The following is a 23739-nucleotide window of genomic DNA, read 5'->3' as shown; positions in this document are numbered from 1 at the left end:
TATTATTTGTTAAGCTTTCTTCCTTTTTCTTGAGCGTCTACAACAGCTACTGCTGCCATATTTACCATTTCTTCCACGCTTGCTCCTAATTGAAATACGTGAACTGGTTTGTCTAATCCTAAAATAATTGGACCAATAGATTCTGCCTTATTCAGCTCTTTCAATAATTTGTAAGTGATGTTTGCAGCATCTAAATTAGGAAAAATAAGTGTATTCACTTTTTTATTTACCAACTTTGAAAATGGAAACTTACTTTTTAGCATGTCTGGATTCAAAGCAAAGTCCGTTTGAATTTCTCCATCCACCACTAAATCAGGGAAATTTTCATGTAAATAAGCTACTGCTTGACTTACTTTACTTGGTCCTTCATTATGTGATGAACCAAAATTTGAGTACGACACCATTGCAATTACTGGCTCCATTCCGAACATTCTTACGGTTTTAGCTGTCATTAAAGCAATTCTAGCTAAATCATCAGCAGAAGGATTTGGATTTATCGCTGTATCCGATAAGAAAATTGGACCTCTAGTGGTCATCATCATATTGGTTGTCGCGATTTTAGAAACACCTGGCGCTTTATCAATTAATTGAATAACAGGCTTAATCGTTGAAGGATAACTTCTTGAATATCCAGTTACCAATGCATCTGCTTCACCTGTGTTTACCATCATTAAACCAAAATAGTTACGCTCACGCATCCATTTTTCAGCATCTAATAAGGTAATTCCTTTGCGTTTTCTGGTTTCCCAAAAATGCTTCGCATATTCTAATCTCTTAGCTTCAGATTCTTTAGTTTTTGGATCAAAAACTGGCACTTCAGTATCGAAACCAATTTCATCTTTTAATTCTTTGATGATTTCTTGGTTTCCTAATAAAATTGGGAACCCAATACCTTCTTCATGTACAATTTGCGCTGCTTTTAACACATCAATTTGATCTGCTTCTGCGAAAATGATACGTTTTGGATTCGTTCTTGCTCTGTTAGTTAACAAACGAATCATTTTATTATCAGAACCCATTCGTTCTAACAATTCGTCTTTATATTTTTCCCAATCGGTAATAGGCGCTGTTGCTACACCTGATTCCATAGCGGCTTTGGCTACGGCTGGTGGAACTGCCGCAATTAATCTTGGGTCAAAAGGCTTTGGAATGATATAATCGCGACCAAACGTTAATTTGGTTTCTCCATACGCAATATTTACTTGCTCTGGAACTGATTCTTTCGCTAATTCCGCTAAAGCGATAACAGCTGCTTTCTTCATTTCCTCATTAATTTTAGTCGCTCTAACATCTAAAGCACCTCTAAAAATAAACGGGAAACCAAGCACATTATTTACCTGATTAGGATGATCAGAACGGCCTGTTGCCATAATGATATCTTTTCTTGTATCGATAGCTAAGTTGTAGTTAATTTCAGGTGTAGGATTCGCCATCGCAAAAACGATAGGATTATCCGCCATTCCTAACAACATTTCTGGTGTAACGATATCTCCAGATGACAATCCGATAAACACATCAGCACCTTTCATAGCGTGTGCTAAATCGTCATAATGTTTATCCGTAGCATAAACACGTTGCATATCTGAAACTCTTGGGTCGTCTTTTCGTAATGCACCTTTACTGTTGAACATTATCACGTTTTCAGGTTTCACGCCAAAAGAAACATATAAATTAGCACAAGCAATAGCAGCCGAACCTGCTCCAGAAATGACCATTTTCACATCTTCCATTTTCTTGCCTGCTAATTCTACTGCGTTCAATAAAGCGGCCGATGAAATAATAGCGGTTCCGTGTTGGTCATCGTGCATTACTGGAATATTCAATTCCTCTACCAAACGTCTTTCAATTTCGAAAGATTCTGGTGCTTTGATGTCTTCTAGGTTAATTCCTCCGAAAGTTGGAGAAATATTTTTTACCGTTGCAATGAATTCTTCGATGTCTTTTGTTCCAACTTCGATATCAAAAACATCAATATCAGCGAAGATTTTGAACAACAACCCTTTTCCTTCCATTACAGGTTTTGAAGCTTCTGGACCAATATCTCCTAAACCTAAAACAGCGGTTCCGTTTGTTATTACGGCTACTAAATTTCCTTTTGCGGTATATTTATAAACGTTATTAACGTCTTTTTCAATTTCTAAACAAGGTTCTGCAACTCCAGGAGAATAAGCTAATGCTAAATCTCTTTGTGTAGCATACTTTTTGGTAGGAACAACCTGAATTTTACCAGGTGTAGGTTTTGCGTGATATAATAAGGCTTCTCTACGTTTACTATCTTTATGCATGGTTTTATATTTTACTAACTTACAAATATAGTAGTATGCACATTAAATGGGAAATTATTTTGGCATTCTTTTGAAAAAAATAAATGGATTATTTATTGAAGTTGATTTGGTTTTAGACTTGAAGGAATATTTTACAAAACAAAAATACTTTACTAGTATAAAATATTCATTTAAGGAAAAAATTGGGTTAGCCAACCATTTAACAAATCATCAAAATAGCTTTCAACATATTTTTGATATTTTTTAATAGGTATTTCTTTTAAACCATCTTTTGGAATAAATTTAATTGAATCAGGCGCTGGACATTCAACAAAAAAAGAACTATGCTTCGGATTTTTCTCATCAAATACAATAAAATAATTAGCCCCTTCTAAAGCTTTTTTACTTGTACTATCCCAAGCTAAATAAATACTATCATTTACTAAATATCTATATTCAACACCACTATTACCGCTACCATAAGTATTCCGTAAAGCTATTGCAGTTGTAAACTTAGCATTGCTATATAAGACTTTATTTTCATAATAAATATAATAAACTACAGATAAGTAAATTAAAACTATGAGTAAAAAAATCTTGACCAATGTATTTATTTGTAATTTCATCTATCATTTTATTTCACAAACAAAAGTTTTATCTTCTTAAAACCTGTCATTAACAAAACTGCTACTAAACCAAATGCGATTCCAACACCAAATTCAGCTATTGTTGATGGAATACTATGTGGTACTAAATGATGAATATATTCGATATTATGCAGAAAAATACCTCCTGAAACTAAGATAAGCGCAATAGTTCCTACGACAGCAAGGAATTTAATAACAAGTGGCAATGCTTTAATCAAAATACCACCTAAAGAAGACAAAAATCCTTTATCGTTGCCTTTTCGCATTAAATAAAATCCGGCATCATCCATTCTTACAATTAAAGCTACAATTCCGTAAACTCCAACGGTAGCAATAATAGCTACAAAAGTTACACTTAAAATTTGGGTAATCAATGGATGTTCTTTTTCCATTGCTGTTCCTAAGGCGATAATGACAATTTCAAGCGAAAGAATAAAATCGGTTTTAATAGCCGAACTTACTTTTGCTTTTTCAGAATTTTCGTTATCTTCCTCAAGCTTACTTTCTTTGATAACTTCTTCGCCTTTTTTTGCACGATGAAAAAGATATTCTATAATTTTCTCCACACCTTCGTAGGCTAAGTAAACTCCTCCAATAATTAAAGCGGCTTTAATGGCTGGCGGATACAACCAATTCAACACAAAAACTACTGGCAGAATAATTAGTTTATTGATAAACGAGCCTTTTGTAATTGCCCACAACACAGGAATTTCTCTTGAAGCTAAAAATCCAGTTGCTTTTTCGGCATTTACTGCTAAGTCATCTCCTAAAATTCCAGCTGTTTTTTTGGTTGCTAATTTACTTGTCATTGCTACATCGTCCATCAATGCAGCGATATCGTCTAAGATTGCGAAAAATCCTGATGCCATAATATTTAATTTTCTTTTTAATAACCCTCAAAGCTACGTCAAAGTTTTCTTTTGGAAAATATTTTTTGTCTGAAAAAGTTTATACAATTTTATTTCTTCAAAAAATTGATATTACGAAGCAAGCCTTCGTATTTGGTTCGTTTCACAGCAGAATTTTTAAATACTTTCTGAAAAGTATCCACCGTAATTTCTTCCCAATCCGATTTTGAAAAATTTAAAATATCCGAATTCGTTTGAAAAAGCGGTTCATTATGTGGTTTTGAAAAACGATTCCACGGGCAAACGTCTTGACAAACATCACAACCAAACATCCAATCGTCAAATTTACCTTGCATTTCTTGTGGTAAATTATCTTTCAATTCAATGGTGAAATAAGAAATACATTTGCTTCCATCCACAACATAAGGTGCAACAATAGCTTCTGTAGGACAAGCATCTAAACAAGCAGTGCAAGAACCACAATGGTCGGTTGTTGGTGTATCGTAATCTAATTCCAAATCGATAATCAATTCGGCAATAAAATAGAACGAACCGACTTTTTGGGTGATAAGATTACTATTTTTTCCAACCCAACCCAAGCCACTTTTTGCCGCCCAAGCTTTGTCTAAAACCGGTGCCGAATCTACAAAAGCCCTGCCTGAAACCTCTCCTATTTCGGTTTGAATGAAATGTAATAATTCTTTTAATTTTTCTTTTATGACATGATGATAATCTTGTCCGTAAGCGTATTTTGAGATTTTATACGAATCTTCATTTTGAAGTTCTGGAGGATAATAATTTAGCAACAAAGAAATCACACTTTTAGCATCATCTACCAAAAGCGTTGGATTCAATCGTTTGTCAAAATGGTTTTCCATATAACTCATTTGACCGTTCATTTGATTGTTTAACCAATTTTCTAAACGAGGTGCTTCTTCTTCAAGAAAACCAGCTTTAGAAATACCGCATGACAAAAAGCCGAGGCGTTGGGCTTCGGCTTTTATCAACTGTGTATATTTTTCTTTATTGTTTATCAAACTAAAATAAACCTCCTTGAATGTTATTTTTAATTTTGCCTAAATGTTTATAGGCTTTTTCAGTCACTTCTCGACCGCGAGGTGTTCTCATAATAAATCCTTCTTGAATTAAGAAAGGTTCGTATACCTCTTCAATAGTTTCACCACTTTCGGAAACAGCGGTAGCCAAGGTTGATAATCCAACTGGTCCGCCTTTGAATTTTTCGATTATGGTTAATAGAATTTTATTGTCCATCTCGTCTAAACCGTGTGCATCAACATTAAGTGCTTTTAATGCAAATTTTGCAATTTCAATGTCGATTTTACCGTTTCCTTTGATTTGAGCAAAATCTCTAACACGGCGCAATAAAGCATTAGCAATACGAGGTGTTCCTCTACTTCTGCCAGCGATTTCTATTGCAGCTTCCATTGTAATTGGCATCTTTAAAATGGATGAACTACGTTGCACAATTGTGGTTAATAATTCGGTATTGTAATATTGTAATCTACTCTGAATTCCAAAACGAGCACGCATTGGAGCCGTCAATAATCCAGAACGAGTGGTTGCCCCAACTAAAGTAAATGGATTTAAATTGATTTGAACCGTTCTTGCATTTGGACCCGATTCTATCATGATATCAATCTTGAAATCTTCCATTGCCGAATACAAATATTCTTCAACTATAGGGCTTAAACGGTGAATTTCATCAATGAATAAAACATCTCTTTCTTCCAAATTGGTCAATAATCCAGCTAAATCACCTGGTTTATCTAACACAGGTCCTGAAGTAATTTTGATTCCAACGCCTAACTCGTTTGCCAAGATATTTGCCAAGGTTGTTTTACCTAAACCTGGAGGCCCATGAAACAACGTATGATCTAAGGCTTCTTTTCGCAAATTAGCTGCTTGTACAAAAACAATTAGATTTTCTAATACTTGTTCTTGTCCGGAAAAATCATCGAAACTAAGTGGGCGCAACGCTTTTTCGATATCAATATCTTGCGGAGAATAGGATTCTTTATTGGGATTCAAATTATCGTTCATAAAAGCAAAGATAAGTAAAGTTATAAAACAAAAACCTCTCCGATTGGAGAGGTTTGTATATTGTGGAAAAAATCTTAGTGATGTAAAACTTCTTCTCCTTCTTTCATTGGTGTGATTTGAGTAACAAAGTCTTCATCATGACCTGGTTTACTGTAATCATAAGGCCATCTGTGTACTTCAGGAATTTCTCCAGGCCAGTTACCGTGAATATGTTCTACTGGAGTAGTCCATTCTAAAGTATTTGATCTCCATGGATTTTGAGTTGCTTTCTTACCATAGAAAATACTATAGAAGAAGTTCCAGAAGAATACGATTTGGAAGGCAGCTCCAACGATAGCAAAAATCGTAATCAAAACATTCACATCAGCTAATTCATCAAATAATGGGAAAGCTGAGTTAGTGTAGTAACGTCTTGGTAAACCAGCCATTCCAATAAAGTGCATTGGGAAGAAAACTCCGTAAGCACAAACAGCAGTTACCCAAAAGTGAACGTAACCTAAGTTTTTGTTCATCATTCTACCGAACATTTTAGGGAACCAGTGGTAAACACCAGCAAAGAAACCGTAAAGTGCAGAGATACCCATTACTAAGTGGAAGTGAGCTACTACGAAATACGTATCGTGAACGTTAATATCTAAAGTTGAATCTCCAAGAATAATACCCGTTAAACCTCCAGTGATGAAAGTAGATACTAATCCAATAGAGAATAACATTGCAGGATTTAATTGTAAGTTACCTTTCCAAAGTGTTGTAATATAGTTGAACGCTTTTACAGCAGATGGAATCGCAATTAATAATGTTGTAAAGGTAAATACTGAACCTAAGAAAGGATTCATTCCTGAAATAAACATGTGGTGACCCCAAACAATAGTTGATAAGAATGCAATTGCTAAGATAGAAGCAATCATTGCACGGTAACCAAAAATTGGTTTTCTAGAGTTTGTAGCAATAATTTCAGAAGTAATACCTAAAGCTGGTAATAATACAATGTATACTTCAGGGTGACCTAAGAACCAGAATAAGTGCTCGAATAATACTGGAGAACCACCTTGGTAATGTAAAACTTCACCTTGAATGAAAATATCTGATAAGAAGAATGATGTTCCAAAACTTCTATCGAAAATTAATAATAATGCCGCAGAGAATAATACTGGGAAAGATACAATACCGATAATAGCTGTTACGAAGAAAGCCCAAACTGTTAAAGGCAATCTTGTCATCGTCATTCCTTTAGTTCTTAAGTTGATAACTGTAACTACGTAGTTCAATGATCCCATTAATGAAGATGCAATGAAAATAGCCATAGAAGCCAACCATAAGGTCATACCTAAACCAGAACCAGGAATTGCTTGTGGTAAAGCACTTAAAGGAGGGTAAATTGTCCAACCTGCAGAAGCTGGTCCTGATTCTACAAATAAAGAAGCAATCATGATAACACAAGAAATGAAGAACATCCAGAAAGAAAGCATATTCATAAATCCTGAAGCCATATCACGTGCTCCAATTTGTAATGGAATTAACAAGTTACTAAATGTACCACTTAAACCAGCGGTAAGTACAAAGAATACCATGATTGTTCCGTGAATAGTTACCAAAGCAAGGTAAATATCGTTACGCATTACTCCATCTGGCGCGAAATTATCTCCTAAGAATACTTTGAAAATTTCGAAAGATTCTTCTGGCCATGCAATTTGCATACGGAAGAATAAAGATAAAACAACTCCAACAATACCCATCAATAAACCTGAAATAAGGTATTGCTTCGCTATCATTTTGTGATCAAGACTAAAGATGTATTTAGTAATGAAAGTTTCTTTATGATGACCGTGATCGTGTGACATACTAATTCTATTATATTTAATATAAAATAACTTATTTAATAACTTGAGCTACAACTTTAGTTGAATCAACAGCTACAGCTGGAGTAACTACAGCTGGTGCTACTGCAGGAGCAGGAGCATTAGCTTCTTTCCATTGCTGTGCTAATGTAGGTTTTTCAGCTAACCATGCTTTAAAATCAGCAGGTGTATCAACAACAATTTTCATTTGCATGTTGTAGTGAGATGCACCACAAATTTTATTACATAATAATAAATAATCAAATGTATATGGGTCTAAAGCTACACCACCTTCAGCAACAATTTTCTTACTGTTTTTAGTTCTGATTTTGTTGATTTTATCAACTTTAGCCATTATAGCTTCATCAGATCTCATATCAACAGTGGTAACTGTTGGAATAAAAGAAAACTGAGTAATCATACCAGGAACACAATTCATTTGTGCTCTAAAATGAGGCATATAAGCTGAGTGTAAAACGTCTTGTGAACGCATTTTAAAAATCACTCTTTTACCAACTGGCAAATGCAATTCAGTAACCACTTTATCATCTTGAGCAGCTGGGTCAGCTAAATCAACTCCTAAAGTATTGATACCTTCGATTAATCTTACATTTGCTTTTCCTAATGTTTTATCATCACCAGCATAACGCGCTTCCCAACCAAATTGTTTAGCGTATAACTCGATAACAATAGCATCTTGCTCGTCTTCTTTATCAACAAACATGATGTCGTTCCAAGTATATAAACCATACATAATTAAACCAGCTAAAACGATAACTGGAATAATTGTCCAAATAGCTTCTAACCTATTGTTATCTGCAAAATATAATGCTTTTTGACCTTCTTTACCTCTATATTTGAAAGTAAAGTAGTGCAATAAGAACTGAGTAATAGTTTGAACAAAGAAAATTAATACCATAGAAATAGCCATTAAATTATCAACGTCTTTACCATGCTCAGAAGCAGGAGTGCCTAATACTAAATCACCCCAAGCATATAATGAATAAATAGTGAATACATAAATGAAACCAACAAAGGCAAACATTAAATAACCATTAACACTATTATCTTTATCATTAGCAATTTCATCATTGTCTGAAGAACCGCCAATTTGGGTTAAATCAAAAATTTTAGTTAATTGCCAAACTGCAATACCGACTAGAACTAAAATTATAAATACCAAGAAACTTGTCATTTTTATTTCTTTTTAACTATTAATAATGAAAATGTTTACTTTCCTCAATGAAAGGATTTCCTTTTGGAACTAATGGAGCCTTAGTTAAAGCTGTAAATACAACGAAGATAAATAAACCTAAGAAGAACATTAAAGCTCCAATTTCAGGAATACCAATAAACCATTGATCACCAACTGTTGCAGGCATAATCATATTGAAGAAATCAACATAATGTCCAAATAATATTACGATACCTGCCATAACTACAATCCAAGTTAAACGTTTGAAATCTGTATTGATTAAGATTAACAATGGGAAAATGAAGTTTAAAGCTAACATTCCGAAGAAAGGTAATTTGTAGTGTTCGATACGAGTTACGAAATAAGTAACCTCTTCTGGAATATTTGAATACCAAATCAACATAAATTGAGAGAACCACAAGTATGTCCAGAAAATACTGATACCAAACATAAATTTAGCTAAATCGTGAATATGACTTGTATTAACATGCTCTAAATATCCTTTAGATTTTAAGTACAAAGTAATCATTGCAATTACAGTAATTCCACTTACGAAGAAACTTGCAAATACATACCATCCAAATAAAGTACTGTACCAGTGTGGGTCAACAGACATAATCCAATCCCAAGACATAATTGATTCAGAAACTATAAAGAATACTAGGAAAAATGCAGCTAATTTGAAGTTTTTCTTGTAAGGTGCGTTATCTTCAGCGCTATCTTGTGCTAATGAATTTTGTCTGAATTTGAAACGAACAAAATTCCATACAACTAAAATAATTGCTGCAGTTGCTAAAAATCTTCCAACACTTAACCAACCTTTTTTAAGGAAAATAAGTTTGTCAAATTTAACTGATTCTGGATTAACAACTTCAGGATCCATCCAAACAAATAAATGGTTATAATGCATACCAGCCGCAACTAACAATACAAAGAAAATAATAGAACCTGGTAATAAATACGCAGTAATACCTTCCATTACTCTAAATAAGATTGGAGACCAACCTGCTTGAGCTGCATATTGGATAGCGTAGAAAGCTAAAACCCCAACCGAGATTAACATAAAGAAGATACAAGCAACATACAAGGCAGCCCAAGGCTTGTTTTGTAATTGGTGTAAAACATGTTCTAAATGTTCTTTATGATCATCGTGAGAATGAGCGTCAGCTTTAGCATGAGCATCGTGATTGTCTGAATGAGCAGGAGCTTCAGCAACAGCTACAACAGCAGTAGTATCTTCTGCATGTGCAGTAGAATCAACTGAAGTAGTATGAGCTGCGACATGTGTTGAATCTATAGCATGAGCCTCAGCAACTTTTACAGTATCAGCTACAACATGAGTATCTACAGCATGTGGAGCAACTTTCTCTACATGAGCAGCTTCATGTCCATGATGACTATCTGCTAATAATTTTTCTACATCCTCAATTGTTTTAGGAGCTGCCATGAAACCAATTCCAATACCAATTGCACCTAAAATCATTAGGACGAATGAAAAAGTTTTTAATTTACTTGAAAACGTGTACATATCTATTATTTTCAAAAAGTTTTACTATTATAATCCAGCTTTTAATTTTAAAACGTAGTCTGCAACTACCCAACGTTCTTCTTGAGACAATTGGTTAGCATGAGAACCCATAGAATTTAATCCATAAGTAACTACGTGAAAAATACTTCCATCTGTAATTTCTCTATCTTTATAACTTGGTACTCCAAGGAATTTTTCTTTAACCACTAAATTTCCTTTTCCATCACCTTTTTCACCGTGACAAATTGCACAATAAACAGTGTATAATTCTTTAGCTTTATCAGGATTGATTGCTGTAGAATCTAATGGAGATTTTAAAGTTGCTTTAGCTAAAGCATATCCTTCTGGTGTATTTGGAATATCGTAAGGAACAAATCCTCTTTTAATTGATCCCTTTGCAGGCACTTGAGCTTCCACTCCTCCTTTAAATACACTATGCTCAGAATAAGTCTCATAAGAAACCGCCTCGTACATATTAGGGAAAAACTGATAGTTTGGTTTTGCTTTATCGAAACATGAAGTTGCCATGAAAGACAAACCTACTACTGCTACTATTTTATATAAACTTTTCATAACTATCTATTAATGCTTTTCTACAACTTTAACTTCAACTGCTCCAGTACTTGTAAAGAAAGAAACTAATTCTTCTTCGTTACAATGAACACCAACTTCCATTAAAAAATGGTCATCAGTTGTTCTTACATCTGGATTTTCAGCTTTTTTAAATGGCCATAATTTACTTCTCATGTAAAAGGTAATTACCATTAAGTGAGCTGCAAAGAAAACCGTTCCTTCAAACATAATAGGCACAAATGCAGGCATGTTATCAATATAACTAAAACTTGGTTTTCCTCCAATATCTTGAGGCCAATCATTTATCATTACAAAATTCATCAATGTAGTGTAAATTGAAAGTCCAACTAGACCATAGATAAATGCACAGATAGCTAGTCTTGTTGGTGCTAAGCCCATAGCCTTGTCCAATCCGTGAACTGGAAAAGGTGTATAAATTTCTTCAATATGATGATGAGCTGCTCTTGTTTGTTTAACAGCATCCATTAAAACATCATCATCATTATATATAGCGTGAATTACTTTATTACTCATGATATTAATGATTATCTGAATGATTATGACCGTGTTGTTCTCTTTCTCTCTTATAATTATCTCCAGAACCTTTTAAGATTGTTTTAACCTCTGCCTGAGCAATTACAGGGAAACTTCTAGAATATAATAAAAATAATACGAAGAAGAATCCGATAGTTCCAATATAGATACCAGCATCAACAAAAGTTGGTTGGAACATAGTCCATGAAGATGGTAAATAATCTCTATGTAATGAAGTTACGATAATTACGAAACGCTCAAACCACATACCTACGTTTACTACAATTGAAATGATGAAAGACGCCATAATGTTAGTTCTAATTTTCTTAGACCACATTACTTGTGGAGAAATTACGTTACAAGTCATCATTAACCAATATGACCACCAGTAAGGACCAGTTGCTCTGTTTAAGAATGCATATTGTTCGTACTCAACTCCAGAATACCAAGCTACGAATAACTCCGTAATATATGCACAACCTACGATAGAACCAGTAATCATAATTACGATGTTCATTAATTCGATATGTTGGATTGTGATATAATCTTCTAGGTTAGATACTTTTCTCATAATGATAAGAAGTGTATTTACCATTGCGAATCCTGAAAAGATAGCTCCAGCAACGAAATATGGAGGTAAGATTGTGGTATGCCATCCAGGAATTACAGAAGTAGCAAAGTCAAAGGATACAATAGTGTGTACAGAAAGTACAAGAGGAGTTGCTAAACCAGCTAATACAAGAGAAACCTCTTCAAAACGTTGCCAGTCTTTAGCTCTACCAGACCATCCAAAAGATAAGGTAGAATAAACTCTTTTTGTAAAAGGAGTTACGGCTCTATCACGTAGCATAGCAAAGTCAGGTAATAAACCAGTCCACCAGAAAACTAATGATACTGATAAATACGTAGAAATTGCGAATACGTCCCATAATAATGGAGAGTTAAAGTTAACCCATAATGATCCGAATTGATTTGGAATTGGTAATACCCAGTATCCTAACCATGGACGACCCATGTGAATAATTGGGAATAAACCTGCTTGCATTACCGAGAAAATCGTCATTGCTTCTGCAGAACGGTTAATTGCCATTCTCCATTTTTGACGGAATAATAATAATACTGCAGAGATAAGAGTTCCGGCGTGACCGATACCTACCCACCAAACGAAATTGGTGATATCCCAAGCCCAACCTACTGTTTTATTTAATCCCCATGTTCCAATACCAGTGGTTACAGTATAAATCATACAACCTAATCCCCATAGGAAAGCGGCTAATGCAATTGAAAATACTGTCCACCATTGTTTGTTTGCTCTACCTTCTACAGGTCTAGCCACATCTACCGTTACATCGTGGTAAGATTTACTTCCTACTACTAAAGGTTTTCTAATGGGTGCTTCGTAATGAGACGACATAATCCTTTATATTGTTTCTATTAATTAATACTTATTTATCGTTTCTAACTTTCACGTGATACATCACGTTTGGTTTTGTTCCGATGTGCTCTAATAAATGATACATTCTGTCTGATTCTACTAATTTAGCAACATCTGATGCTGAATCATTAATATCACCAAATTTCATAGCTCCACTTGAACAAGCAGCAGAACAAGCAGTTTGGAATTCATCCTTACCTACAGCTCTACCTTCACGTTTTGCTTTCAATTTAACAGCTTGAGTCATTTGGATACACATTGAACATTTTTCCATAACTCCACGAGAACGTACATTTACATCTGGATTGATAACCATACGACCTAAATCATCATTCATATGATAATCGAACTCGCTATTTTTGTTATATAAGAACCAGTTGAAACGTCTTACTTTATATGGACAGTTGTTAGCACAGTAACGAGTACCAACACATCTGTTGTATGCCATGTGGTTTTGACCTTCTCTACCATGAGATGTAGCAGCTACAGGACAAACCGTCTCACAAGGAGCGTGGTTACAGTGCTGACACATTACAGGTTGGAAAGCTATTTGAGGATTTTCTGAAGGATCTTCCATACTTGCAAAAGTATCGATAGAACTCATTAATCCACTTGCAGATTCTTTTAATTCGATATCTCCAGCAAAAGTTTCTTTAGAAGAATAATATCTGTCGATACGTAACCAGTGCATATCTCTACTTCTTCTAACTTCATCTTTACCTACAACTGGCACATTGTTTTCTGCATGACATGCGATAACACAAGCACCACATCCAGTACAAGCATTTAAGTCGATAGATAAATTAAAATGATGACCAACACTTCTGTCAAAAGAATCCCATAAGTCAACTTCTGTAGCAGCTGTTGGTTTATGATCTAATGATACCATTGGAACAGGATTCCAAACTTTAGCATCTTTAGTATTGAAAACTTCTAATGTAGTTTCTTTGATAATATCACCTCTACCCATTAATGTTTTTTGTAACTGAACACAAGCAAATTCATGCTCACCTTCCACAACAGTAATAGTAGCTGATTGATTCGAGTTTAAGTTAGTGTATAAAGCATAAGCATTAACACCTACTTGCATCTCTTCTTTTAATCCTAATTTTTTACCATATCCAAAAGCTAAACCTAAAGTTCCTTTTGCTTGACCTGGTTGGATAATTGCTGGAACATTCTCTAAAGTAGCGTTACCTGCTTTAATTGTAACATAACTTCCGTTTAAACCCCCGTTAGCCACATTCCAGTTTTTAACACCTGCTGCATCAGCATCTGCTTTAGAAATAGTCACATAGTTATCCCAAGATACTCTTGTAATAGGATCTGGGAATTCTTGTAACCATGGATTGTTTGCTTGTTGCCCATCTCCCATTCCAACTTTAGAATATAAAACTAAATCGAAGTTAGAAGATTTTGATTGTGCTAAAGCTGAAGCTGCCGAAGCATAATCAGCAGAAACTGCAGTTAACGGACTTGCTACAGAAGCAACAAAACCATCATGAACTGCTTGATTCCAAGATTTTCCAGCTAAAGAAGTAACTGAGAAAGATTTTAAGAAATCGTAATAAGCAACTGTATTGTCTGTCCAAGTTAATAAAGCTTCTTGGAACTGTTTTGTATTGAATAAAGGACGAATAGTTGGTTGCATAATGCTGTAATTACCTCTAGTAATTGCAACATCTCCCCAAGATTCTAAATAATGTGGAGCCGCAGCAGCAATTGAAGTTAAAGTTGAAGTTTCATCTTCTTTCATAGAGAAAGAAACTGAAAGTTTAACTGATTTTAAAGCTGCTACGAAATCTTTTGAATTTGCTAAAGTATACGCTGGATTAACACCATTCATAATTAAAGTGTGAACTTTACCAGCTTTCATATCTGCTACTAATTGAGCAACTGCTTTTGCATCACCTTTTCTTGTAAGGATAGCATCAGAAGGATTGAATGCCTCAGACTGTAATGCATTGTTAATAGCTAAAACTACTAATTGCGCATTAACATCATCTAAACCAGTTACAATAACACCTTTGTTTTTAGCATCTTTAAGCTGCTTAGCTGCTTTTGCAATTTGAGCATTTTTTGGTTGAGCACCATTTACAACAGCATAATATAAATCAGCTAATGATTGTTTTTGTTGCGCAACTGTCATTGGAATTCTAACATCTGCATTAGCACCTGCTAAAGACATATTAGATTCAATTTGAATATGTTTAGACATCATTCCGTTTTTAGGAATACGACCTTGAGCATATCCTGCATCAAAACCTCCTCCTTGCCAATCTCCTAAGAAATCCGCACCAACAGAAACGATAACATCTGATTTTGAAAAATCATAATTAGCCAAAGCTCTTACACCATAAACTGCTTGAAAAGCATCTAAAGCGTTTGATTCAGAAACTGCATCATAAACAACATGTTTAGTTGTTGGATATTTAGCAACTAAAGAAGCAATTAAAGCATCTGTTGAAGGACTTGCCATGGTGTTTGTTAACACTACTACATTTCCACCTTTTGCTTTTGCATCTTCTAAACTAGCTTTAACTTTAGTGTTTACGTCAGCCCAAGTTGCATCTTTACCAGCAATTTTAGGTTGTTTTAAACGTAAACTATCATATAATGAAAGAACAGAAGCGTGAACTCTTGCATTTGCTCCAGTTTTTGCTCCTTCTAAATTATTGTTCTCTACTTTAATAGGACGACCCTCACGAGTTTTGATTAAAATATTAGCAAAATCAAAACCATCAGCCATTGTTGTTGCATAATAATCAGCAACACCAGGAATAATTTCTTCTGGTTGAACTACGTAAGGAATTGACTTTACAACAGGACCTTCACAAGCTGCTAATGAAGCTGCAGCCGTGCTAAATCCAACATATTTCAAAAAGTCACGACGAGTAGTTGACGAAGCAGACAAAGATTCTTTATCTCCTAAGAATTGGTCAACCGGAATTGGTTCCACAAACTCGTTGTTTCTTAGCGTCTCAACAATAGAACTATTTTCGTTTAGTTCTTCAACACTTTTCCAGTATTTTTTGTTTGATGCCATTGTATAGTATATTAGCTTCTTAAATTATTTTATTAATAGTGACATTTACCACATTCTAAACCTCCCATTTGAGCAGCAGTTAACTGAGATACTCCGTATTTTTTAGAAAGTTCTTCATGGATTTTTTTGTAGTAAGCATTATCTTCTACTTTCACATTTGTTTCTCTGTGACAGTTGATACACCATCCCATTGTTAATGGAGCATGTTGTTTCATGATTTCCATTTCTTCAACTGGACCGTGACAAGTTTGACACTCAACTCCTGCAACAGTTACGTGTTGAGAGTGATTGAAATAAACGTGATCTGGTAAATTATGAATTCTAACCCATTTAACTGGTTTAGTTTTTCCTGTATATTTTTGTAACGATTTGTCCCATCCAACAGCATCGTATAATTTAGCAATTTCACCATCGTAAAACGCTTTTGAATGCTCTTCAGTTGCAGTAGTTTCAGCTACTTCACTAATGTTTTTGTGACAGTTCATACAAACATTCAAAGAAGGAATGTTAGAATGTTTACCAACTCTTGCTGCAGAGTGACAGTATTTACAATCAATTCCGTTTTCACCAGCATGAATTCTGTGTGAATAATGAATTGGTTGCACTGGCTCATATCCTTGATCAACCCCAATTTGCATCATCCATCCGTATGCAAAATAAGCAGAAACCAACAATAACAAGATTGCAGAAACTAATACTAAGAATTGATTTTTAGCGTATGCTCTGAAAACATTCATTAATGAACGATCTTTTTGCGCAACCTCTAATCCTTTAGCACTAGCAATTTTAGTTAACATATTATTCACTAAGAACAACATAACAACTAACATTATCATTACTAATGAAAGCACTCCTAATATAACATTATTAGAAACACCAGATTCATCAGTAGCTGTTTTTGCATCAGGTCCAGGAACCGGAGTAGCAACAACAGGAGCTGGCTCAGAAGTATAAGCAATAATATTGTCAATATCCTCATTTGACAATTGTGGAAATGCAGTCATCGGAACTTTATTATTATCCTCAAAAACCTTTACAGCTTGCGCATCTCCTGACTTGATTAATTCTCCACTATTCTTTATCCACTTATACAACCATTCTTTGTCATACTTAGCCTCAACTCCACGAAGTGCTGGACCCGTAGCTTTTGCATCTAATTTATGACATGCCGCACAATTGGTATTAAATAATTCTTTACCCTTTGCCGCATCCTGAGAGAACGCAGATAAAGAAGTCACTAGCACGAATGCTACACTGAAGAAAATCTTTGAAAACGATTTATGGTTACCCACCTTTTTCATATTTAAAATGATTATCGACTTAATTTGGTATACTTTTAGATATATGTTATCTAAAAACAACACGTTATTTTTTCAAAACTCCGACAAAAATACAATATTCGAACTATTATTAAAACCTTAATTTTATCTTAAAATGTAATTTATATTTGTTCTAAATAATTTTTAAGCATCCTATTATCATCTTAAATTGTATTTTTGTATTAAAATCACTTGTGTATGAAAAATTTATCAAAACATAACTTATTGTACTTCTTTATTCTATCTTCTTTTTTTTGTTTGAGTTCGAACGCTCAGGACGGAAAAACAAACATTTCAGTTGATCCAAAAATCGATCAACTATTGAAAGAAAAAAGAAAACTAAATACTGGTTTGTTTTTAAACGAAGGATATAAAATTCAAATTTTTTACGGAAATAGCGAAGAATCTAAGAAGAAATTACAAGAATTTAAAAAAGAATTCAAAGACCTTGATGGCACTATCATTTTTAACAGCCCCAACTATAAAGTATGGATTGGCAATTTTAAAACAAGAATAGAAGTAGAACGTGTAATGCTTGACATAAAGAAAAAATACCCTACTGCTTTAATCATCAAACCATCAAATTAAAAAATAAAGAACAATAAAAAAGCCATTCATTTGAATGGCTTTTTTATTGTCTATAATTGAACTATTTCAATTTTTTCTTAACCTCTACCTCATGGAATCCTTCAATTAAATCATACTCACGAATATCGTTGTAATTTTTAATCTGCATACCACAATCGTATCCTTTAGAAACTTCTTTAACATCGTCTTTGAAACGTTTTAAAGTAGCTAATTCACCAGTGTAAATTACAACTCCTTCTCTAATTAAACGTATTTTAGAATTTCTAAAGATTTTACCATCAGTTACCATACATCCTGCAATAGTTCCCACTTTAGAAACTTTGAAAATTTCTCTAATTTCGGCTGTACCTGTGATTTCTTCTTTCATCTCAGGAGACAACATTCCTTCCATTGCATCTTTTAAGTCATCAATTGCGTCGTAAATAATTGAATAGTTACGAATATCGATTTCTTCTTTTTCTGCTAATTGTTTTGCATTTCCTTGAGGACGAACGTTAAATCCGATAATAATTGCATCGGAAGCAGAAGCTAACAATACGTCAGATTCAGTAATTGCTCCAACTCCTTTATGAATAATGTTGATTTGAATTTCTTCGGTAGATAATTTAGAGAATGAATCCGATAATGCTTCAACAGAACCATCAACGTCTCCTTTAAGGATAATATTCAATTCTTTAAATTGTCCTAATGCAATACGACGACCGATTTCAGCAAGCGTAATGTGTTTTTGCGTACGAACCGATTGCTCACGTTGTAATTGTGTACGTTTAGATGCAATTTGTTTTGCTTCTCTTTCGTCTTCGTAAACATTAAATTTATCACCCGCTGTTGGTGCACCATCTAAACCTAATACAGATACCGGAGTTGATGGACCTGCTTCTTTGATTTGATGTCCTCTTTCGTCAAACATGGCTCTAATTTTACCATGATTTTTTCCAGCTAACACATAATCTCCAATACGAAGTGTTCCTGCTTGTACTAAAATAGTAGAAACATATCCTTTTCCTTTATCTAACTGAGCCTCAACAACCGTTCCAAGCGCAGGTTTTTTTGGATTTGCAGTAAGCTCTAAAACTTCTGCTTCCAATAATACTTTTTCTAATAATTCTGAAACACCAGTTCCTTGTTTAGCAGAAATATCGTGTGATTGGTATTTACCACCCCAATCTTCAACTAATAAATTCATTCCAGCTAATTGCTCTTTAATTTTTTCTGGATTAGCCGCTGGCTTATCTACTTTATTAATAGCAAAAATCATAGGAACACCAGCAGCTTGCGCGTGACTGATTGCTTCTTTTGTTTGTGGCATGATATCATCATCCGCAGCAATTACGATAATAGCAATATCCGTAACTTGAGCTCCACGTGCACGCATCGCGGTAAACGCCTCGTGACCTGGTGTATCTAAGAATGTGATTTTTTCGCCATTTTCTAAAATTACTCCGTATGCTCCAATATGTTGTGTAATTCCTCCTGATTCACCTGCAATAACATTTGCCTTACGAATATAATCTAATAAAGAGGTTTTACCGTGGTCAACGTGACCCATTACGGTAACAATTGGTGCTCTGTGTACTAAATCTTCTGGATTATCTTGAACTACTTCAGCAGCTTCTTCAATATCAGTTGTAATAAATTCAACTTCAAATCCGAACTCATCTGCAACGATAGACAATGTTTCTGCATCTAAACGTTGGTTCATCGTAACCATGATTCCAAGCGACATACATGTTCCGATTACTTTTGTAATAGGCACATCCATTAAAGATGCAATTTCACCTACAGTAACAAATTCTGTTACTTTTAATGTTTTACTTCCTTCTTCTTGTGCTTGTAATTCATCATCAACACGTTGACGGTGAGAATCTCTTTTATCTCTACGGTATTTTGCCGATTTCGATTTATTACCTTTTCCTTGTAATCTTTCAAGAGTTTCTTTAATTTGATTTTTAACGTCTTCTTCAGAAGGCTCTACCTTTTGAATAATTGGTTTTTTACCTTTATTAAATCCACCTCCAGCTGATCCTCCTTTAACAAACTCTTTCTTAGGTCCGCCAGCGTTATTGTTTGCTCCAGGAGCTCCAGGTCCGCCAGGTTTAATAATACGTTTACGTTTGTTTTTATTGTTATTATTAGCAGCATTTGCCCCACCAGCATTTGGTGCTTGAGGAGTTCCTGGCTTTTTAATATCTTTTTTAGGATCTTCTTTTTTCTTTTTAGGTTTTTCAAATTGAGATAAATCAATTTTTTGACCTGTAAATGTAGCTCCAGAAAGTTTTTGATACTGCGTTTCAATTTTTTCTTCTGCAGCTTCCTCTGAAGAGGCTTCTGCTTTTACTTCAACTTCTTTATCAGGCTTAACAATTTCAGCTTTTTTAACCACTGGAATTTCTTCCTTAACCTCAGTTTTAACAGGCTCTGGAGTTTTCTCAACAACTGGTTTTTCTTCTGCTACAACTGGTTTTTCTTCTGTTTTAACAACAGGTTTTTCTTCAGAAACTGGCTTTTCAGACTTAACTTCTTGTTTTTTAGGATCTAAATCGATTTTACCAACTGCTTTTGGAGCAGATAAAACTGCTTTAGCTTTGATAATCTCTTGTCTTTGACGCTCTTCTTCCTGCAAACGCTTTGCTTCTTGTTCTTTTTCTAGTTCGCGTTTAAGCGCCTCTTTCTCTTTTCTTTTTTCTTCACTCACTTCAAGAGAGGCTACCTTATTCCCTTTGTCAGCAGAAAATTGACCGCATAAGACTTTGTATTCCTCTTGTGATATTTTAGCATTTGGACTTGACTCAATTTCATGACCCTTTTCTTTAAGAAAATCCACAGCTCTATCAAGAGAAATATTTAACTCCCTTAAAATTTTGTTTATTCTTATTACTCTTTCTTCAGACATATAACCTTTTTAAAATTCTTTGTATTGTTGTGTTGTTTGGTTAAAGAATTATCCTTCTAATTCTTCTTTTAATATATTCATTACATCTAAAATAGTTTCCTCTTCAAGATCAGTTCTTCTTACCAAGTCAGCAACATCTTGATTTAATACGCTTCTAGCTGTATCTAAACCGATTTTTTCAAATTCTTCAATTACCCAAGCCTCGATTTCATCAGAAAATTCTCTTAATTCCACGTCATCTTCTTCTTCTGTAATACCTTCACGGATAACATCAATTTCGTAACCTGTTAACAAACTCGCTAATTTGATGTTATTCCCACCTCTACCAATAGCTTTAGAAACTTCTTCAATTTTTAAGAACACCTCTGCGGTTTTAGCTTCTTCGTTAATTTTAACGGTAGAAACTTTTGCAGGACTTAAAGCTCTAGTAATATATAACTGAGCATTTGTTGTATAATTAATTACGTCGATATTTTCGTTTCCTAATTCACGTACAATTCCATGAATACGAGAACCTTTCATACCTACACAAGCTCCAACAGGATCAATTCTATCATCATAAGAATCTACCGCTACTTTAGCTTTTTCACCTGGTATACGAACTACTTTTTTGATAGTGATTAAACCATCAAATACTTCAGGGATTTCTTGTTCGAATAATTTTTCAAGGAATTCTGGAGCAGTTCTTGACATGATGATTTGAGGTTTATTACCTTTTAATTCAACATTTTCAATCACACCTCTTACATTATCTCCTTTTTTGAAATAATCGTTTGGAATTTGTTTTTCTTTTGGCAAAACAATTTCATTCCCTTCATCATCCATCAAAATTACAGCTTTTGGACGAACATGATGCACTTCTGCAGTATAAATATCACCAATTAAATCTTTAAATTGTTTGTAAAGATTTGTGTTATCGTGCTCATGAATTTTAGAAATTAAGTTTTGACGTAATGCCAAAATAGCTCTTCTTCCTAATTGAATTAATTTTACTTCTTCAGAAACATCTTCACCCACTTCAAAATCAGGTTCAATTCTTCTTGCTTCAGACAAAGAAATCTCAGAATTAGGATCCTCTACTTCTCCATCTTCAACCACAACACGATTTCTCCAAATCTCCATATCCCCTTTGTCAGGATTAATGATGATATCGAAATTATCGTCAGATCCGTATTTCTTTTTCAATGCATTTCTAAATACATCTTCTAAAATTGCCATTAGTGTAACTCTATCGATGAGTTTATCGTCTTTAAATTCTGAAAACGATTCGATTAATGCAATATTCTCCATGTCAACTCTTTATTTAAAATGATATTATAACAATTGCTTCTTTTATATTCTCGTAAGGAAGTTCCAGTTTTTTATCAACTGTTTCTTTTCCTTTTCCAATTTTTTTAGGCTCACGAGCCTGCCACTCCAAAGTAATTTTTTCATCGTCAGCTATCGTCAATTTCGCTTCAACTTCTTCCGATGTAATGGTTTTAACTTTTAGAGTTCTACCAATATTTTTCTTATATTGTCTTACTAACTTTAATGGACTTGAAACGCCAGCTGAAGCAACTTCCAAAGAAAAATCTTGTTCTTCTCGATCTAAATTATTTTCAACTGCTCTACTAACATCGATACAATCCTGCAAATTTACACCAAAATCACCATCTAAAATAATACTAATTTTATTAGCTTCATTAATAGATAAATCAATCAAAAAAAGATGTTCACGCTCGGCCAATGCCGCATCCAATACTTCTTGAACTTTATTTTTAAATGTCATATTTTTATAAAAAGAGGCACGCTGTGCGTGCCTCATAATCCTTAGTCCTTTAATAACGATGCAAATATACAAATTTTTTTGAATTAAAAAAAAGATTGTCAGTTTGGATATTTTTTGTACTTTTATGGTGTAATTCATTTTACACCATTAAAATAACCTAAAACAAACTTATGAAACGAATTTTAGTACCAACCGATTTTTCAAAACACGCAGAATACGCATTAAAAGTTGCAGCACAAATCGCCAAAAAGAATGACGGAGAGATTTTTTTACTACACATGTTAGAATTACCAACAACTGGAAATGACGCTGTTTCAAGAGCTCACGACATACCAGAACTGATGTTTTTCAAAAATGCAGCCGTAGCTAAATTAGATGAATTAATGGATGCCGATTATTTAGACGGAGTTAAAATTTCAAGAATTATTCAATTTGAAATGGCTTTCGAAGGAATTATTAAAAACGGAGAAGCTCATAATGCCGATTTAATTGTCATGGGATCTCACGGAGCAAATGGTTTCCAAGAAATGTTTATTGGCTCTAACACAGAAAAAGTAGTAAGAAATTCTGATGTTCCTGTATTAGTTATCAAAAGAGAAGAAGAAACTTTCAATGCTTCTAAATTTGTATTTGCTTCAGACTTTTCAGACGAAATCAAAAAACCATTTGAAAAAGTAGTTGAATTTGTTAACAAATTTGGCTCTCACCTTTATTTAGCAAACATCAATACTCCAAACAACTTTAAGTCTACTAAAGTAGCTCAAAAGCAAATGGACGAATTTATTGCAAACTTCAAAGTAGACAACTATTCAACTCATATTTACAATGATGTAAATGTTGAAAAAGGTATTTTACATTTTGCGAAAAGCATTGATGCTGATATTATTGGAATGAGTACACACGGAAGAAAAGGTTTATCACACTTCTTCAACGGAAGTATTAGTGAAGATTTAGTAAATCACGCTAAAAGACCCGTTATTACTTTTAAAATCTAATTTTAAGATTTTTATTCATAAAAAAAGACCACAATTGTGGTCTTTTTTTATGAATAACTAGCACTAGATTAACCACTTGTATAAAATAAAAAACTCCGCTTATTTCTAAGCGGAGTTTTGTTGGCCCACAAGGACTCGAACCTTGAATGACGGTACCAAAAACCGGAGTGTTACCATTACACCATGGGCCAATACCTAACAACC

At 34.1% G+C, this 23739-nt stretch carries 18 protein-coding genes and 1 tRNA gene; 2 read left to right on the top strand and 17 right to left on the bottom strand.

From position 1 onward, the window contains the following. Positions 1-2: 2 nt before the first annotated feature. The 13 genes from OJ995_RS02765 to OJ995_RS02705 all read right to left on the bottom strand — a co-directional run bounded on the left by OJ995_RS02765 (position 3) and on the right by OJ995_RS02705 (position 17270). Positions 3-2285: an NADP-dependent malic enzyme gene (locus tag OJ995_RS02765; protein WP_264368053.1), complete on the bottom strand. Its 2283-nt coding sequence runs from the start codon at positions 2283-2285 to the stop codon at positions 3-5. A gap of 170 nt (positions 2286-2455) precedes the next feature. Next, positions 2456-2890 (bottom strand): hypothetical protein, encoded by a 435-nt coding sequence (locus tag OJ995_RS02760; RefSeq protein WP_264368052.1) that lies wholly within the window; start codon positions 2888-2890, stop codon positions 2456-2458. A gap of 8 nt (positions 2891-2898) precedes the next feature. Beyond that, a complete protein-coding gene (locus OJ995_RS02755; protein WP_264368051.1) occupies positions 2899-3780 on the bottom strand; it encodes a DUF808 domain-containing protein in 882 nt (293 codons plus the stop codon). Between the two features lie 89 nt (positions 3781-3869). Continuing rightward, positions 3870-4796, bottom strand: coding sequence for a tRNA epoxyqueuosine(34) reductase QueG (gene queG, locus OJ995_RS02750; protein ID WP_264368050.1), 927 nt, complete (start codon positions 4794-4796; stop codon positions 3870-3872). A gap of 1 nt (position 4797) precedes the next feature. Continuing rightward, positions 4798-5820 carry a Holliday junction branch migration DNA helicase RuvB gene (gene ruvB, locus OJ995_RS02745; RefSeq protein ID WP_111566171.1) on the bottom strand — a complete coding sequence of 341 codons (1023 nt, stop codon included), beginning with the start codon at positions 5818-5820 and terminating at the stop codon, positions 4798-4800. Positions 5821-5894: 74 nt separating this feature from the next. Continuing rightward, positions 5895-7661, bottom strand: a complete 1767-nt coding sequence (locus OJ995_RS02740; protein ID WP_264368049.1) for a cytochrome c oxidase subunit I — start codon at positions 7659-7661, stop codon at positions 5895-5897. Positions 7662-7692: 31 nt separating this feature from the next. Next, positions 7693-8853, bottom strand: a complete 1161-nt coding sequence (locus OJ995_RS02735; protein WP_264368048.1) for a cytochrome c oxidase subunit II — start codon at positions 8851-8853, stop codon at positions 7693-7695. A 19-nt stretch (positions 8854-8872) separates the two neighbouring features. Next, positions 8873-10381, bottom strand: a complete 1509-nt coding sequence (locus OJ995_RS02730) for a quinol:cytochrome C oxidoreductase (protein WP_264368047.1) — start codon at positions 10379-10381, stop codon at positions 8873-8875. Between the two features lie 27 nt (positions 10382-10408). Further along, positions 10409-10954 (bottom strand): c-type cytochrome, encoded by a 546-nt coding sequence (locus tag OJ995_RS02725; RefSeq protein ID WP_264368046.1) that lies wholly within the window; start codon positions 10952-10954, stop codon positions 10409-10411. A 9-nt stretch (positions 10955-10963) separates the two neighbouring features. Continuing rightward, on the bottom strand, positions 10964-11488 hold the full coding sequence (locus OJ995_RS02720) for a DUF3341 domain-containing protein (protein ID WP_264368045.1): 525 nt from the start codon (positions 11486-11488) through the stop codon (positions 10964-10966). A gap of 4 nt (positions 11489-11492) precedes the next feature. Beyond that, positions 11493-12902 carry an NrfD/PsrC family molybdoenzyme membrane anchor subunit gene (nrfD, locus tag OJ995_RS02715; RefSeq protein ID WP_264368044.1) on the bottom strand — a complete coding sequence of 470 codons (1410 nt, stop codon included), beginning with the start codon at positions 12900-12902 and terminating at the stop codon, positions 11493-11495. A 31-nt stretch (positions 12903-12933) separates the two neighbouring features. Then, positions 12934-15969, bottom strand: a complete 3036-nt coding sequence (locus tag OJ995_RS02710; protein ID WP_264368043.1) for a TAT-variant-translocated molybdopterin oxidoreductase — start codon at positions 15967-15969, stop codon at positions 12934-12936. A 32-nt stretch (positions 15970-16001) separates the two neighbouring features. After that, entirely contained in the window at positions 16002-17270 is a 1269-nt protein-coding gene (locus OJ995_RS02705) for a c-type cytochrome (protein WP_264368042.1), read from the bottom strand. Between the two features lie 216 nt (positions 17271-17486). Between OJ995_RS02705 and OJ995_RS02700 the strand changes: the two genes are divergently transcribed. Continuing rightward, positions 17487-17876 carry an SPOR domain-containing protein gene (locus OJ995_RS02700; RefSeq protein WP_264368041.1) on the top strand — a complete coding sequence of 130 codons (390 nt, stop codon included), beginning with the start codon at positions 17487-17489 and terminating at the stop codon, positions 17874-17876. Positions 17877-17937: 61 nt separating this feature from the next. Here OJ995_RS02700 and infB read toward each other — a convergent pair whose 3' ends face one another. Genes infB through rimP form a run of 3 tightly spaced genes read right to left on the bottom strand, consistent with a single transcriptional unit; the run spans position 17938 to position 22540 of the window. Then, positions 17938-20769 carry a translation initiation factor IF-2 gene (gene infB, locus OJ995_RS02695; protein WP_264368040.1) on the bottom strand — a complete coding sequence of 944 codons (2832 nt, stop codon included), beginning with the start codon at positions 20767-20769 and terminating at the stop codon, positions 17938-17940. A gap of 48 nt (positions 20770-20817) precedes the next feature. After that, positions 20818-22059 carry a transcription termination factor NusA gene (nusA, locus tag OJ995_RS02690; protein ID WP_264368039.1) on the bottom strand — a complete coding sequence of 414 codons (1242 nt, stop codon included), beginning with the start codon at positions 22057-22059 and terminating at the stop codon, positions 20818-20820. 13 nt (positions 22060-22072) lie between these two features. Further along, entirely contained in the window at positions 22073-22540 is a 468-nt protein-coding gene (gene rimP / locus OJ995_RS02685) for a ribosome assembly cofactor RimP (protein WP_264368435.1), read from the bottom strand. A gap of 170 nt (positions 22541-22710) precedes the next feature. On the opposite strand from rimP, the gene OJ995_RS02680 reads away from it, so the two are divergent. Continuing rightward, the gene (locus OJ995_RS02680) at positions 22711-23535 is read left to right on the top strand and encodes a universal stress protein (RefSeq protein WP_264368038.1); all 825 of its coding nucleotides are present in this window, start codon (positions 22711-22713) and stop codon (positions 23533-23535) included. 120 nt (positions 23536-23655) lie between these two features. Here OJ995_RS02680 and OJ995_RS02675 read toward each other — a convergent pair. Continuing rightward, positions 23656-23726: transfer RNA gene (locus OJ995_RS02675), tRNA-Gln, on the bottom strand. Positions 23727-23739 lie beyond the last annotated feature (13 nt).

It is taken from the genome of Flavobacterium lacisediminis (assembly GCF_025909975.1).
Lineage (GTDB): Bacteria > Bacteroidota > Bacteroidia > Flavobacteriales > Flavobacteriaceae > Flavobacterium > Flavobacterium lacisediminis.
Note: the sequence above shows the minus strand (reverse complement) of the source record. Positions and strands in the feature narration are given on the sequence as shown.

What these genes read in the sequence shown, in the direction of transcription:
- infB (WP_264368040.1), bottom strand. Translation starts at nt 20,769, where the DNA reads ATGTCTGAAGAAAGAGTAATAAGAATAAACAAAATTTTAAGGGAGTTA.
- OJ995_RS02720 (WP_264368045.1), bottom strand. Translation starts at nt 11,488, where the DNA reads ATGAGTAATAAAGTAATTCACGCTATATATAATGATGATGATGTTTTA.
- ruvB (WP_111566171.1), bottom strand. Translation starts at nt 5,820, where the DNA reads ATGAACGATAATTTGAATCCCAATAAAGAATCCTATTCTCCGCAAGAT.
- nrfD (WP_264368044.1), bottom strand. Translation starts at nt 12,902, where the DNA reads ATGTCGTCTCATTACGAAGCACCCATTAGAAAACCTTTAGTAGTAGGA.
- OJ995_RS02700 (WP_264368041.1), top strand. Translation starts at nt 17,487, where the DNA reads ATGAAAAATTTATCAAAACATAACTTATTGTACTTCTTTATTCTATCT.
- OJ995_RS02765 (WP_264368053.1), bottom strand. Translation starts at nt 2,285, where the DNA reads ATGCATAAAGATAGTAAACGTAGAGAAGCCTTATTATATCACGCAAAA.
- OJ995_RS02725 (WP_264368046.1), bottom strand. Translation starts at nt 10,954, where the DNA reads ATGAAAAGTTTATATAAAATAGTAGCAGTAGTAGGTTTGTCTTTCATG.
- OJ995_RS02755 (WP_264368051.1), bottom strand. Translation starts at nt 3,780, where the DNA reads ATGGCATCAGGATTTTTCGCAATCTTAGACGATATCGCTGCATTGATG.
- OJ995_RS02735 (WP_264368048.1), bottom strand. Translation starts at nt 8,853, where the DNA reads ATGACAAGTTTCTTGGTATTTATAATTTTAGTTCTAGTCGGTATTGCA.
- nusA (WP_264368039.1), bottom strand. Translation starts at nt 22,059, where the DNA reads ATGGAGAATATTGCATTAATCGAATCGTTTTCAGAATTTAAAGACGAT.
- OJ995_RS02760 (WP_264368052.1), bottom strand. Translation starts at nt 2,890, where the DNA reads ATGAAATTACAAATAAATACATTGGTCAAGATTTTTTTACTCATAGTT.
- OJ995_RS02740 (WP_264368049.1), bottom strand. Translation starts at nt 7,661, where the DNA reads ATGTCACACGATCACGGTCATCATAAAGAAACTTTCATTACTAAATAC.
- rimP (WP_264368435.1), bottom strand. Translation starts at nt 22,540, where the DNA reads ATGACATTTAAAAATAAAGTTCAAGAAGTATTGGATGCGGCATTGGCC.
- OJ995_RS02710 (WP_264368043.1), bottom strand. Translation starts at nt 15,969, where the DNA reads ATGGCATCAAACAAAAAATACTGGAAAAGTGTTGAAGAACTAAACGAA.
- OJ995_RS02680 (WP_264368038.1), top strand. Translation starts at nt 22,711, where the DNA reads ATGAAACGAATTTTAGTACCAACCGATTTTTCAAAACACGCAGAATAC.
- OJ995_RS02730 (WP_264368047.1), bottom strand. Translation starts at nt 10,381, where the DNA reads ATGTACACGTTTTCAAGTAAATTAAAAACTTTTTCATTCGTCCTAATG.
- OJ995_RS02705 (WP_264368042.1), bottom strand. Translation starts at nt 17,270, where the DNA reads ATGAAAAAGGTGGGTAACCATAAATCGTTTTCAAAGATTTTCTTCAGT.